The organism is Actinobacillus seminis, from assembly GCF_002263215.1.
Classification (GTDB): Bacteria; Pseudomonadota; Gammaproteobacteria; order Enterobacterales; family Pasteurellaceae; genus Actinobacillus_B; species Actinobacillus_B seminis.
Genome location: NZ_NLFK01000003.1, coordinates 123,660 through 136,963 on the forward strand (window position 1 = coordinate 123,660; position 13,304 = coordinate 136,963).

The window sequence follows — 13,304 nt, forward strand, 5'->3', positions numbered from 1 at the left end:
TTTTGTTTGCTTTGACTTCTATCTCCATCTGCTTTATGCAAATAAAAATTGCATTATTAAATTAATGCCAAACCCGCCTATTACCAGCCATAAGAAAACCAAAAAACCTAAAATTAATGGCTTTACGCCTGCTTGTTTAATGGCGCCAACATGGGTGGTTAAGCCTAAAGCGGACATTGCCATCATCAATAAAATACTGTCTATTTGTAATAACCATTGCACTACCTCCTGCGGAATTAGATGAAACGAATTAAATACCGTAAGTAAGATAAAATATAAGGCAAACCAAGGCATATTAAATTTCGTAGCGGTTTCCGCTTCGCTCGTATTTTGACTCTTGTGTAAATAAAATGACAACAAAATCAAAAATGGTGCCAACATCATCACACGCAACATTTTCGTGATCACCGAAATATCCGCCACTTGTGCGCTGATATTTTTGCCTGCGGTATAAACTTGCGCGACTTCATGCACACTGGAGCCGATATAAATCCCAAATTGCCCCGCTGACAATCCATCAATATAGCGATAAATCATCGGATACAAAAACATGGCGATCGTCCCGAAAATCACTACCAAAGCAATGGCAACGGAGACTTTATGCGAATCGGCTTTCACTACCGGTTCCGCCGCTAAAATCGCCGCAGCACCGCAAATACTGCATCCGGTCGCGGTCAAATACACCGTATGTTTATCCATCTTTAACAGATAAATGCCCAAAAAACAGGTGATGCAACAGGTACTGATCAGCATGATGGCATCTGTCATAATCGCATTACCACCCACTAACGCAATATCTTGAAATGTGATATTAAATCCATACAAAACAATTCCTAAGCGCAACAATTTCCCTTTGGCAAAGGCAACCCCTTCATCAGCCAGCGGCGCCAGCTTGGGATATAAGGTATTGCCTATCACCAATCCCAATAAAATAGCGATAGTCAATGCGCTAAGCTGCCAATGCAACACCAACTCACTTAATGACAACATTTTGGCAAAAAGCGTTACCAAAATAACAATGGTTAAACCGATTATCTTTTTCATATTTTTCCCCTTTAATGCTAAAGCATAGACTACGTAAAAATAATTTATGAGTAAAACAAATAATATTGCTATAATCAATCGATTTTTTAGCTAAGGAAGCGAGATGAAAATTACATTAAAACAGCTGCGAATTTTTTGTAGCATTTATCGGCTGGGTTCAACCACATTGGCAAGCGAAGAATTAGCGTTATCCCAATCGGCGGTGAGTAATGCCTTAAACACCTTAGAACACAGCCTAAATCATCCTTTATTTGAACGTGACGGAAAAAAACTGGTACGCAATGCGACAGCAAAAAAACTCTATCCGCAAGCGTGCTCAATTTTGAAACAAATTTATGATATTGAAGATAATTTTTCCAAAGGCGTGAGCAAACTTATTATCGGTGCCAGTACCACCATTGGCAATTATTTATTACCGCAACAAATTTCCGCATTTACTCAACACTATCCACAAATTGAAATTGAATTACACGTACATAACACCAAAGAAATTTGCGAAGGCGTAAAACATTTTGATTATGATTGGGGATTTATCGAAGGCGAAAATCAACTGGAAGAATTGGTAGCAGAAAAATGGCTAGAAGATGAATTGACCTTATTTGTCGCCACACAAAGTCGCTGGCTGAATCAAAAGACCCATGAGTTGACGCCGGCGCAATTAAACCAATTGCCACTGGTATTAAGAGAAAAAGGCTCCGGCACGAGAGAAACCGTTGAACATCTGATTTTATCTCATTTATCTCAACCTGCCGTCTTGCAACTTAGTCATTCGGAAGCCATCCGCCAAGCAGTGATCCACGATTTCGGCATTGGTTGCTTGTCCAAACTCGTGTTAAATGATGCTTTTCGCTTGGGAAAAATTCGTTATCTCTCTTTGCAAGGTAAAACGCTCACGCGACAATTATGGCAAATCCGGCACCGCAATAAACATATTTCTGCTGAACTCGATTTATTTATTCAATATTGTCAAAAAGTGCGGTGAAAAAAGCTTATATTTTCCACCGCACTTTAAGCGACAAAATCAATTTATGCACGCGATAAAAATAACGCTGCCGCGCCGCGTACGCCGCTCGAATCGCCATATTTGGCTTTTTTAATCACCGGCATTTTAGCGCTACGCATAATGTGCCGCGGTAAGGCTTTCGGCAAAGCGTCATACAAATAGTCAAAATTCGATAACCCACCGGCTAACACGATCAAATTCGGATCGAAAATCGTCACCAAATTGCCGATACTGATCGCGGCTAATTCAATAAAAAGTTCGACAAATTTGACCGCACTTTGTTCACCGGCATAAAAGCGCTCAATAATTTCTTTTGCCGATAGCGACTGCCCTTGTAAATCGCGATACAACATTTCAAATCCGCGACCGGATAAATAATTATCCAAACAAGCACGATTTCCACACCCGCATTCATAAATCGGCGCCTTATCCCAACCGAGTAATTTTAAGGCATGATAATTCAGTTGCATATGTCCCACTTCGCCCGCCATGCCGGATTGACCGGAATGCACTTTACCGTTAATCACCAAGCCGCCGCCAAAACCGGTACCTAAAATGAAACCGACTACGCTGGTATATTGCTGATTTTCCTCCGCCCATGCTTCCGATAACACCATACAATTGGCGTCATTTTCCGCCCGCACTTCGCGTCCTAAACGCGCAGATAAATCCCGCAAAATTGTTTTGTTATCAGCGGCACGAATATTCGTGATTTCGGCAATGCCGCTTTCCGGATCCACAAAACCGGGTAATCCCAACCCGACAGAACCTTGACACACAAATTTTTCATCCGCTTTTTTGACTAAATTTACAATCGTATTCAGCCATTCTTCGTAATCCTCTTTCGGCGTCGGAACACGTTCGGAATACTGTTTTTCGAGCTTGTCGTTAAACACCGCCAACTCAATTTTAGTTCCGCCAATATCAACACCATACAACATAAAATCACCTCTTAAATAAACTACATCAGTTAAAAAAGCTCTTTAATTTTAACCGCACTTTTCGGCTAATGCTTTGCGCCGGATCGTCTTTTGACAAAAAACGGGCACCATCCCCCCCTCATTTGGCCAACACGGATCGCAAAAAATAAGATAATGTTAAAATAATACCGGAAATAAAGGCATAGGGAACGCTGCCGGTTTCTTTGAACCCACCTAAGAAATGCTCAAAAGTGCCCAATCCGTTACCCAGTTGCCAATACCGGCAGAAAATCAAAGTAAAAAGTGGTACAAAACAAAGCAACAAGGTATATAATGACAAACGTTTTAACATATTTATAACCATATTGCGTGGTAATTTAGTACAGGAAAGTACATTCTATCACTAATAGAACAAAATAAATTAAGGATTTAATTATGGCAAAAATTCAATTAGTTACTCAAGCCAAGCTTCCGACAGAATTTGGTATTTTTCGTATTGTCGGTTTTGAATTCCCTGATAGCCAAAAAGAACATGTCGCATTAGTGATGGGAGATATTAGCGATAAAGACTCCCCCGTGTTAGCCCGCATTCATTCGGAATGTTTAACCGGCGATGCGTTGCACAGTCTAAAATGCGATTGCGGCTTCCAGCTTGCCACTGCCCTGCGCCAAATCAGCGAAGAGGGTCGCGGCATATTGATTTATCACCGTGCAGAAGGGCGCGGCATTGGCTTAATTAACAAAATTCGTGCCTATTCATTGCAAGATCAAGGCATGGACACCATTGAAGCCAATTTAGCCCTCGGCTTTGCCGCTGACGAACGCAATTTCGATGTGTGTGCCGATATTTTTGAGTTATTGGGCGTGGAAAAAGTCCGCTTGCTGACCAATAACCCGGAAAAAATTGAAACCATGAAACGTGCCGGGATTAATGTGGTAGAACGCGTTCCGCTTAACGTTGGCGAGAATCGTTACAACACCGAATATCTCGACACTAAAGCGAAAAAAATGGGGCATTTTATCGTGCATAACAATCAAAAACATTTGATGACCTGCCCGCATTGTCAAGAAGAAGTGCCACAAGATCATACGCTGCAAGAAAACGAAAAATGATCGTTTAATTTTCATTACAAATAAAAAGTGCGGTTAAAATCTTTCATTTTTTAACCGCACTTTTCGTTTATTATCAATTCATTATAGACAATTTTTCTCACCACGAGAAAGGCTAATCAAACCGGAACGAACAATTTCGATTAATTGGCTTTCTTGTTTGATCGCTGCCACAAATGCATCTAATTTGTCGTTGGTACCGACTAATTGGATGGTATAAGATTTGGTAGTGACATCCACAATTTGTCCACGGAAAATTTCAGTTAAGCGTTTTAATTCATCACGCGAATTACCTTGTGCTTTTACTTTCACCAACATCACTTCACGCTCGACGTGTTCGCAATCGCTTAAATTGATCACTTTAAATACATCAACTAATTTATGTAATTGCTTTTCAATTTGCTCCAGCACTTGCTCATCGCCATAGGCTTCAATAGTCATACGCGACAAGGTCGGATCATCTGTCGGCGCAACAGTCAAACTTTCGATATTGAATGCCCGTTGAGAAAATAAGCCCACAACGCGAGATAATGCTCCTGATTCATTTTCTAATAATACTGATAAAATTCTACGCATTATGCCTTCTCCGGTTTAGTTAAAATCATCTCATTCATTGCTCCGCCACGTACTTGCATTGGATAGACGTGCTCGGTTTCATCCACTTTAATATCCACAAATACCAATTTGTCTTTGATACTAAAGGCTTTCGTGAGTTTTTCCTCTAATTCGGCTAAGCTGTCAATTTGGATCCCAATATGTCCATAGGCTTCGGCAATTTTGACAAAATTCGGCAACGAATTCATATAAGATTGCGAGTGACGACCGGAATAAATCAAATCCTGCCATTGTTTTACCATGCCCAAGAAACGGTTATTGAGGCTAACGATCACCACCGGAATGCCATATTGTTGTGCGGTGGATAATTCTTGAATATTCATTTGAATACTGCCATCCCCTGTCACACAGACAACCGTTGCATCCGGATGCGCTAATTTCACACCCAACGCCGCCGGAAGACCAAATCCCATGGTACCAAGCCCGCCGGAATTAATCCAACGACGAGGTTTATCAAACGGATAATGTAAGGCGGCGAACATTTGGTGCTGCCCCACATCAGACGCCACATAAGCATTTCCTTTCGTCAAACGGTAAATGGTTTCAATGACGTGCTGCGGTTTAATTTCTTGGCTGTTGCGATCAAATTCTAAACATTTCACCGCCCGCCATTGTTCGATTTGTTGCCACCATTCCTCTAAAGAAGATTGTGCTTTGGATAAATCCTCGCCATCTAATAATGAAAGGAACTCATTTAGCACATTTTCCGCGCTACCGACAATCGGAATTGCTGCCGGAACATTTTTGGAAATTGATGTCGGATCCACATCAATATGAACTACTTTCGCATTTGGACAATATTTGGCTAAATTATTGGTCGTCCGGTCATCAAAACGCACGCCGATCCCTAAAATCAAATCGCTTTCATGCATTGCATTATTCGCTTCGTAGGTTCCGTGCATCCCTAACATCCCCAAGAATTGTTTGTCCGTACTCGGATAAGCGCCCAATCCCATTAAAGAAGACGTTACCGGAAAATGCAATTGTTGCGCCAATTGAATCAGTTGCCGGCTACAATTGGCATTAATCGCACCTCCGCCAACAAATAAAATCGGTTTTTTCGCCACTAATAAGGCTTTTAATGCTTTCTTAATCTGTCCTTTATGCCCTTGTGTTGTCGGGTTGTAAGAACGCATGGTAATATCCTTAGGATAGGTATAAGGATATTTATTCGCCGGATTGACCACATCTTTCGGCAAGTCAATCACTACCGGTCCCGGACGCCCCGTTGATGCAATATAAAAGGCTTTTTTGATAATCTCCGGCAGTTCTTCCGCATTTTTCACTAAGAAACTGTGTTTTACCACAGGACGGGAAATTCCCACCATATCACATTCTTGAAACGCATCGCGACCAATTAAACTTGACATTACTTGCCCGGAAAAAACCACCAACGGAATCGAATCCATATAGGCCGTCGCAATGCCGGTAATCGCATTGGTTGCCCCCGGTCCGGATGTGACCAGCACCACTCCGACTTCCCCGGTCGCACGCGCATAACCGTCTGCCATATGAACCGCCGCTTGTTCGTGTCTAACAAGAATATGCTCAATACCGCCCAAGGTATGAATGGCATCATAAATGTCCAACACGGAACCGCCGGGATAACCAAATACAAACTTCACACCTTGATCGCGTAAAGATTGTACAACCATTTCTGCACCTGATAGTTTTTTCATTTTCACCTCACAAATCCACCGCTCTTTTACCTGCTCTCATGCATTGACCTATTTCTGTTTTCAGCTTGTTATTTTTATCTAAATCAAAATTATTTGTCTATCACTATTTTTATCAAAACCAAGATAAAAAACAAAACATAAAAGAACAAAAATCTAAAAATAAAATATTTTCGATATTTTATAAAGATAATCAAATTAAAATACAAAAAAATGCAACTTTATGTCGCATTTTATAAAATAAGCAGTATTTAATTTTTATTTAAATATTTTGAACGGGATCACAATTAACGCTTTTTAAACATTAAAACGAGTAGCGTAAGAGAAATCGCAGTAGCAATAAAACCCAACAAACCGGATTGAGTGAAACCAACAACCAAATAGCCGATAATGGTTGCAACAGCCACAGTTAAAGAGTAAGGCAATTGCGTTGTTACGTGATCCATATGGTTACATTTTGCCCCGGTCGAAGACAAAATCGTGGTATCGGATACGGGAGAACAATGATCACCACACACCGCTCCTGCCATAACCGCAGATAAACAAGGTAACATTAATTCCGGAGCAGAATGTGCTGCAATAGCTGCCGCGATAGGGAGCATAATGCCGAACGTCCCCCAGCTGGTTCCTGTCGAAAATGCCATCACTGCGCCAAGAATAAATAACAACGCCGGCAATACAGCTATCGGTAAACTATCAGAAACTAAGCCGGATAAATAGGTACCGGTTTTCATATCACCGACGACATTATTGATTGTCCACGCAAAACATAAAATTAAAATTGCTCCGGACATAGATTTCATTCCGACCAGCCAGGATAATCCGTATTCTTTCAAGCTTACTTGGCGATCCCATAAAATACATAGGCTTACTGTCAATACGGCTAACGAACCGCCTACGACTAAAGAAATGCCCACGGTAGTATTTTCGAATGCCCCTAACACAGAAAAGGCTTGTCCCTGTTCAGACAATGCTTGACTACCGGTATATAACATCATCGCAACAGTTGCAATAATTAAGGCAAGAATAGGCAAAATCAAATTTCTTACATGCCCATGATTACCGGATTGTATTTCCTCCTGTTCTTCATGTTCCAATGCTAATCGCTCATGTCTTGCCATCGATCCCAGATCGAAAGAAAAATAAGCCACAAAAAACACCATAACAATAGAAAAAATCGCATAAAAATTCATTGCACTCATTGCCATAAAAGCACCGATTGGCGAATATTCCGTCATGGCATAAGAAGCCAATAAACCTGAAATTAAGGTGATAATATACGCGCCCCAACTGGATACCGGCATCAAAACGCACATTGGCGCAGCGGTTGAATCTAAAATATAGGCGAGTTTTGCACGGGAAACGTTAAATTTATCTGTTACCGGACGGGCAATCGCACCTACTGCGAGACTATGAAAATAGTCATCAATAAAAGTAATAAAAACTAATGACGCTGCCATTAATTTTGCACCGCGGCGCCCCTTAATTCGTTGCTGTGCCCACTCAGCAAAAGCACGATTACTTCCGGAAACCGTTAAAAGTACAGTTAAAATTCCCAATAGTAATAAAAATAACAGAATATTAACTGCACCAAAATTTACCCCCTCTTCACCGCTATAAAATAACGAAACAACATTATTAAATAAATAACGAAAACTTCCTATAATATTGAAATCCGCTAACATAAAAGCACCGATAATAATACCGATACTTAACGCTAAAATCACTTTGCGAGTCACGATTGCTAACAATAAAGCCAGCAACGGCGGGACAACTGACCAAACAGAAATGGAATAATCTACAAGATTCATTATACGTTCTTCCTCAAATTTAAGGGAGAACCACTGACATAACTATTTTAAATATTAAAATAAAAAAGGCAGGCATTATTTAACCCAACCTAACCAGTAGCGCTCCATAGTAACTCAAAACTATGACAGTGACGTTTCTTTCGAACACGCCCCCAACCAATTAAAATGACTTTTAACTGATTTCGGCAACTATTCCTTTCCTTTTTCCTCATCGTTATCCACTCAGAAAAACTACTTATAATAGCTGCAACCTCTACGTATGTAGGATGTCATGCAAGATTACAATAAGATACCTAAAATGCCAATCACTTTTACACAAAATAGAAAAATAAAATAGCATCAATGGAAAAATATTAAAATTTCCCACAAAATACCATTTACGCTCTATTATATTTTGGTTATTATTAGAACATTATTTAAATACATCCCTTCTACCCATAATATAAAAGGATATTAAAATGACTGAAATTTTGAAAACCCTAAATAATATTCGCAATTTAAGAGTGCTTTCACGCGGACTAAGCCTTAGCGAACTGGAAACGATTTTACAAAAAGTACAAACTGTTGTTGAAGAAAAAAGAGTGGAAGTACAAGAAATTGAGCGTAAAGAACAAGAACGCCAAGCTCGAATTGAAAAATATAAAGAATTATTAGCACAAGATGGAATTACTGTCGACGAATTAACAGAAATTCTCTCGTCCAAAACCTCTAACCTACGTAAAAAAGAGATCCTCGTCCCGCGAAATATCAATATGTAGATATAGATGGCAAAACTAAAACCTAGACAGGTCAAGGCAGAACTCCACGTTTTATTCAGCAAGCGTTAGATTCCGGTAAATCCTTATCGGATTTTGAAATTTAATTTTATCCGTTATAGAACAAAGCCTACAAAATAGACTTTGTTCTTTCTTTATCCTAAAATAAAATGATTGTATTATAAAAAATGGCGGAATTTACTCCGCCATTTTTCACACACGCCTTTTCACTTAAATTAAGATTTAACATCCTTATTAATACTTTCGGAAAAAATTTGTAGCCCTTGCGAATTACCGCTTTTTACCATTTTTTGGATGACTTGTGTTGGCTGATGTAATAATTTATTGGTTAATTTCCGACTCAATTCCTGCAACACCTGCGACGCATTTTCTCCTTGTTGCAAGGACTGTAACGCTTTTTCTAATAAATCTTGACGAATTTGTTCCGCACTTTCACGATAAGTACGAATTAAATCGGAAGATTGGCGCACTTTCAACCATTCAAAAAAGTCTTCATTTTCTTGTGCAATAATGGCTTGTGCCTGTTTCGAGGCTTGTTCTCGTTGGTTGAGATTATGCCGGATAATATGCTGCAAATCATCCACCGTATAATGATAAACGCTTTCCAGTTTTCCGGCATTTTCATCCACATCACGCGGCACCGCAATATCCACAATCAACATGGGTTTATTTTTGCGCTGTTTTTGCGCCTGTTTCACCATGCCATAATCAATCAACACATTTGGGCTGCCCGTAGAGGTTATCACAATATCCGCTTGATTCAGCGCACCTTGTAAATTCTCCAAAGGCAGTACATCAATGAATTGCGGGCTTTCCAGCTTTTCAACCAAAGCTTGTGCGCGGCTTAAGGTACGATTAGCTATCGTCAATTGTTTAACCCCATGGCGTAATAAATGGCGACTGACTAACTCAATCGTCTCCCCGGCTCCCACCAGCAAAATATTTAAATTACTTAATTTTTCAAAAATTTGTCGAGCTAAACTACAAGCAGCATAAGCAACCGATACAGCACTTTCTCCAATCTGCGTCTCACTGCGTACCCGTTTCGCTGCTGAAAAAGTTTTCTGAAATAAGCGCGAAAATTCGCTTGACATAGTATGTTGGTAGTATTGCTCGCTCACTTGATAGGCTTGTTTCACCTGCCCAAGAATTTGCGGTTCACCTAAAATTAACGAATCCAATCCGCAAGCGACTCGCATCAAATGATGAGTGGCATCTTGATTATATTCGCTATACAAACAATCAGTTAGCTCATTTGCATTAAGTTGATGAATATTGGCAAACCATGAAATACAACGATTCAGCCAATCTTGCTCCTGCGATGGCGATACAGTGCGATTATGGAAATATACTTCGGTTCGGTTGCACGTCGATAGAATCACTGCGCTGTCTGCTAATGCGAATTGCGTCAGTTGCTGCAACGCCAAAAGCCGCTTATCGTCGGAAAAGGAGACTTTTTCACGCACTGCAATAGTCGCGGTTTTGTGATTAATACCTAATGCTAAAATTGCCATAAACGATTTGTAAATCAACCGCACTTTTAAGCGGTTGTTCCCACAAGAAAAAATAAAACAAATAAAGATACGTTATTCTAATCCAATTGTAGTCCATTGAGCAAATTTAACTGACACGTTAGCAATCATTCGTCAATCTTTAAAAATTATCTTTCGCTTTTCGCCATGCCACAAACTGTGCTGCATCTTGAGCTGCCAAAAATGGGTTAATTTGCATCTCCAATCCTAAGGTTGTCGGCAAACTTGGCTGATTTTTCGTCCGCAACATTTGCACCAATTTAAGCTGATTTTCCACCGCACTTTTATCCTCCATCACTGTCAACGCAAACGCCAAATTACTCAAGGTATATTCATGCGCTGCACAAACAAGGGTACTTTCCGGCAATTGTTTTAAGCGCTGCAAAGATTGATACATTTGCTCATAATCGCCAGTAAAAACCCGACCACAGCCGGCAGAAAATAAGGTATCACCACAAAATAAATGCCCATCCACTACAAAACTCAAATGCCCGGCAGTATGCCCTCCCGTCGGTAAAATTTGAATTTGATAATGTGGCGTCGTAATTTGCCCACTTTCCACAATATGTGTCACGCCATGGTCTTGCGCTTCTGCCGGCCCATACACCGACACCTGCGGAAAATGGCGAGTAAATTCAGCAATACCGGCGGTATGATCGCTGTGATAATGCGTGATCAATACCGCTTCCGGCACTAACTGATGCTGCATAAAATAACGTAATAATACGTCAGCTTCCGCCACATCAACCACAATTACCGGTAAATTTTCTCGTCTATAAAGCCAAATATAGTTATCATTAAGTGCAGGAATTGGAACTAACATACTACGATCCTCGAGGTAAATATGAAATGGAATGCAAAATTATCAACCTCATTTGAACTGCCGAGCAGCTGGCAACAGTTGCAAAGCGGCACACAATATCAAGAGGTTATCAATCAATATTTTGCAACCTGGTCTCCTAATGTATTAGGTTATCAATGGTTGAAATTGGGTGGATTAAGTGGCGAAATCCACTGTCATTTACCCCAGCGTCACCATATCATCATTGCGCCCAAAATTACGCAAAATTTGATCGCACTTTCATCACAAGAAAATACTTCCGTAGTACAAAGTCGTTTATCGGAGTTGCCTTTTGTAGAAAAATCCATTGATATGTGTATTATGGCGAATACCTTGAATTTTAGTCAAGATCCTCATCAAATTCTGCGCGAAACAACAAGAGTACTGTGCAACGACGGTTATCTCTTTCTATCCTTGTTCAATCCGTTCAGCCGATTAGGCATAAAACGCCACCTCAATCTCAACGGACAAGCACCGCTCCCGTTTCGCCATTTTTGTGCTTGGCGCGTTATCGATTGGCTAGAGTTGCTGAATTTTGAAATTCTTGCTACCCAACGCCTAGCACTTGCTAACGAAGTACCTTATTTCGGTTCGCTTGTGGCAATTATCGCAAAAAAAAGAACCTACCCGCTGAATTTCACGCCACAAAAAATCAAATTCCGCCCCCATAAACACTTTAATACGGTGGAAGCCTTTAATGAAATTAGGGAGTAATAGAAAGGTAGGATAATACCTACCTTTAATCTTTATTTTGTGTCGTTAACCAATTCACCCCATAATATAACGATATAGTGTCATTCCGCTAAGTGCCGCCATGGCAACTACAACAAACATACCGACTACGCTCATCCAGACAGGATGTTTGTAATCTCCGATAATTTTCGTTTTACGAGAGGCTAATAAAATTAAACCTAAAGAAATAGGTAAAATTAATCCATTTAACGTTCCCACAAAGACTAATACCTTAGCAGGACTACCTACTGTAGCAAGTACAGCAGTAGAAATCACGATAAAAGCAATAATCCAGTAATTTTTGTGATGGTCGATTTTATCTGAAAAACCGGTTAAAAAAGAAACTGATGTATAGGCTGCACCAATAACAGAAGTGATGGATGCTGCCCACATGATAATACCGAAAATAATTAATCCGATATTCCCCGCCACATGATAAAATGGTGTAGACGCCGGATTTTTTGGATCTAAGGTCACTCCTTGAGAAATAACACCCAATACGGCTAAAAAAAGAACAACTCGCATAATAGAGGCAATCAAAATTGCAGAGACAGAACTTTTACTTACTTCTTTTAATGATTCTTCTCCTTTAATCCCTGCATCCAACAAACGATGTGCGCCAGCAAAAGTAATATAACCACCGACCGTTCCGCCTACCAAGGTAACAATCGCAATCACATCTAATTTTTCCGGCACAAAAGTGCGATAAACCGCTTCCCCTACCGGAGGTACCGCTTTTACAGTAACATAGATCATCAACGCAATCATGATAAAGCCCATTAATTGCGCAAAACGATCCATCACCTTACCAACCTCTTTGGATAAAAAAATACCAACCGCAATGATACCACTGACAATAGCGCCAACCTCTACCGGCATCCCAGTAAGAATATTTAATCCTAAACCTGCACCTCCGATATTACCAATATTAAATGCCAGTCCGCCCATCACAATCAACACAGCCAAAAAATAACCTGCTCCCGGCAATACTTCATTAGCAATATCTTGAGCTTTCTTTTTGGATACGGCAATAATACGCCAAATATTTAACTGAACGCCTATATCCAATAAAATGGACAGCAAAATAACAAATCCAAAACTCGCTAAGAGAGATTGTGTAAACGTCGCTGTTTGAGTGAGAAACCCGGGACCAATAGCCGAAGTTGCCATTAAAAATGCCGCACCAAGTAGTGCATTACGATTGCTGTTTGCCATAAATTTACCTGCTATTGTAATAAATCATA

The 13,304-nt window shown here is 40.2% G+C and carries 12 protein-coding genes, 1 pseudogene and 1 riboswitch; of the genes and pseudogenes, 4 read left to right on the forward strand and 9 right to left on the reverse strand.

What is annotated here, in order from left to right:
- Positions 1 to 33 precede the first annotated feature (33 nt).
- Positions 34 to 1,044 (reverse strand): YeiH family putative sulfate export transporter, encoded by a 1,011-nt coding sequence (locus CFY87_RS04050; protein WP_094945989.1) that lies wholly within the window; start codon positions 1,042 to 1,044, stop codon positions 34 to 36.
- Positions 1,045 to 1,147: 103 nt separating this feature from the next.
- Between CFY87_RS04050 and CFY87_RS04055 the strand changes: the two genes are divergently transcribed.
- The gene (locus CFY87_RS04055) at positions 1,148 to 2,026 is read left to right on the forward strand and encodes a LysR family transcriptional regulator (RefSeq protein ID WP_094945990.1); all 879 of its coding nucleotides are present in this window, start codon (positions 1,148 to 1,150) and stop codon (positions 2,024 to 2,026) included.
- A gap of 44 nt (positions 2,027 to 2,070) precedes the next feature.
- Here the strand turns inward: CFY87_RS04055 and nagK are convergent, their stop codons facing one another.
- Both nagK and CFY87_RS11895 read right to left on the reverse strand, forming a co-directional pair.
- Entirely contained in the window at positions 2,071 to 2,988 is a 918-nt protein-coding gene (gene nagK / locus CFY87_RS04060) for an N-acetylglucosamine kinase (protein ID WP_094945991.1), read from the reverse strand.
- Between the two features lie 118 nt (positions 2,989 to 3,106).
- The gene (locus CFY87_RS11895) at positions 3,107 to 3,319 is read right to left on the reverse strand and encodes a hypothetical protein (RefSeq protein WP_094945992.1); all 213 of its coding nucleotides are present in this window, start codon (positions 3,317 to 3,319) and stop codon (positions 3,107 to 3,109) included.
- Between the two features lie 83 nt (positions 3,320 to 3,402).
- Here CFY87_RS11895 and ribA point away from each other — a divergent pair, with 83 nt between their 5' ends.
- On the forward strand, positions 3,403 to 4,080 hold the full coding sequence (gene ribA / locus CFY87_RS04070) for a GTP cyclohydrolase II (protein ID WP_094945993.1): 678 nt from the start codon (positions 3,403 to 3,405) through the stop codon (positions 4,078 to 4,080).
- 81 nt (positions 4,081 to 4,161) lie between these two features.
- Here the strand turns inward: ribA and ilvN are convergent, their stop codons facing one another.
- From ilvN to CFY87_RS04085, 3 genes are all read right to left on the reverse strand, one after another.
- Positions 4,162 to 4,653: an acetolactate synthase small subunit gene (gene ilvN / locus CFY87_RS04075; RefSeq protein WP_094945994.1), complete on the reverse strand. Its 492-nt coding sequence runs from the start codon at positions 4,651 to 4,653 to the stop codon at positions 4,162 to 4,164.
- Positions 4,653 to 6,371 carry an acetolactate synthase 3 large subunit gene (locus CFY87_RS04080; RefSeq protein WP_094945995.1) on the reverse strand — a complete coding sequence of 573 codons (1,719 nt, stop codon included), beginning with the start codon at positions 6,369 to 6,371 and terminating at the stop codon, positions 4,653 to 4,655. The genes ilvN and CFY87_RS04080 overlap by 1 nt, the downstream gene beginning before the upstream one ends.
- A 284-nt stretch (positions 6,372 to 6,655) precedes the next feature.
- Positions 6,656 to 8,179: a Na+/H+ antiporter NhaC family protein gene (locus CFY87_RS04085; RefSeq protein ID WP_094945996.1), complete on the reverse strand. Its 1,524-nt coding sequence runs from the start codon at positions 8,177 to 8,179 to the stop codon at positions 6,656 to 6,658.
- 89 nt (positions 8,180 to 8,268) lie between these two features.
- Positions 8,269 to 8,443, reverse strand: a riboswitch (Lysine riboswitch).
- Between the two features lie 194 nt (positions 8,444 to 8,637).
- Here CFY87_RS04085 and CFY87_RS04090 point away from each other — a divergent pair.
- Positions 8,638 to 9,041: pseudogene (locus CFY87_RS04090) on the forward strand (H-NS family histone-like protein).
- Positions 9,042 to 9,170: 129 nt separating this feature from the next.
- Here CFY87_RS04090 and hemA read toward each other — a convergent pair.
- Together hemA and gloB are read right to left on the reverse strand one after the other, a co-directional pair.
- Positions 9,171 to 10,469: a glutamyl-tRNA reductase gene (gene hemA / locus CFY87_RS04095; protein WP_094945997.1), complete on the reverse strand. Its 1,299-nt coding sequence runs from the start codon at positions 10,467 to 10,469 to the stop codon at positions 9,171 to 9,173.
- A 139-nt stretch (positions 10,470 to 10,608) separates the two neighbouring features.
- Complete coding sequence (gene gloB / locus CFY87_RS04100; RefSeq protein WP_094945998.1) at positions 10,609 to 11,310, reverse strand: hydroxyacylglutathione hydrolase; 702 nt, start codon at positions 11,308 to 11,310, stop codon at positions 10,609 to 10,611.
- Between the two features lie 21 nt (positions 11,311 to 11,331).
- On the opposite strand from gloB, the gene CFY87_RS04105 reads away from it, so the two are divergent.
- Positions 11,332 to 12,042: a class I SAM-dependent methyltransferase gene (locus CFY87_RS04105; protein ID WP_094945999.1), complete on the forward strand. Its 711-nt coding sequence runs from the start codon at positions 11,332 to 11,334 to the stop codon at positions 12,040 to 12,042.
- Positions 12,043 to 12,096: 54 nt separating this feature from the next.
- Here CFY87_RS04105 and CFY87_RS04110 read toward each other — a convergent pair whose 3' ends face one another.
- Complete coding sequence (locus CFY87_RS04110) at positions 12,097 to 13,275, reverse strand: NRAMP family divalent metal transporter (RefSeq protein WP_094946000.1); 1,179 nt, start codon at positions 13,273 to 13,275, stop codon at positions 12,097 to 12,099.
- Positions 13,276 to 13,304: the final 29 nt, after the last annotated feature.

Bases quoted from the DNA above. Each gene is read 5' to 3' on its own strand.
- nagK (WP_094945991.1), bottom strand. From the start codon at position 2,988: ATGTTGTATGGTGTTGATATTGGCGGAACTAAAATTGAGTTGGCGGTG.
- CFY87_RS04110 (WP_094946000.1), bottom strand. From the start codon at position 13,275: ATGGCAAACAGCAATCGTAATGCACTACTTGGTGCGGCATTTTTAATG.
- CFY87_RS04050 (WP_094945989.1), bottom strand. From the start codon at position 1,044: ATGAAAAAGATAATCGGTTTAACCATTGTTATTTTGGTAACGCTTTTT.
- gloB (WP_094945998.1), bottom strand. From the start codon at position 11,310: ATGTTAGTTCCAATTCCTGCACTTAATGATAACTATATTTGGCTTTAT.
- hemA (WP_094945997.1), bottom strand. From the start codon at position 10,469: ATGGCAATTTTAGCATTAGGTATTAATCACAAAACCGCGACTATTGCA.
- ribA (WP_094945993.1), top strand. From the start codon at position 3,403: ATGGCAAAAATTCAATTAGTTACTCAAGCCAAGCTTCCGACAGAATTT.
- CFY87_RS04105 (WP_094945999.1), top strand. From the start codon at position 11,332: ATGAAATGGAATGCAAAATTATCAACCTCATTTGAACTGCCGAGCAGC.
- CFY87_RS11895 (WP_094945992.1), bottom strand. From the start codon at position 3,319: ATGTTAAAACGTTTGTCATTATATACCTTGTTGCTTTGTTTTGTACCA.
- ilvN (WP_094945994.1), bottom strand. From the start codon at position 4,653: ATGCGTAGAATTTTATCAGTATTATTAGAAAATGAATCAGGAGCATTA.
- CFY87_RS04080 (WP_094945995.1), bottom strand. From the start codon at position 6,371: ATGAAAAAACTATCAGGTGCAGAAATGGTTGTACAATCTTTACGCGAT.
- CFY87_RS04085 (WP_094945996.1), bottom strand. From the start codon at position 8,179: ATGAATCTTGTAGATTATTCCATTTCTGTTTGGTCAGTTGTCCCGCCG.
- CFY87_RS04055 (WP_094945990.1), top strand. From the start codon at position 1,148: ATGAAAATTACATTAAAACAGCTGCGAATTTTTTGTAGCATTTATCGG.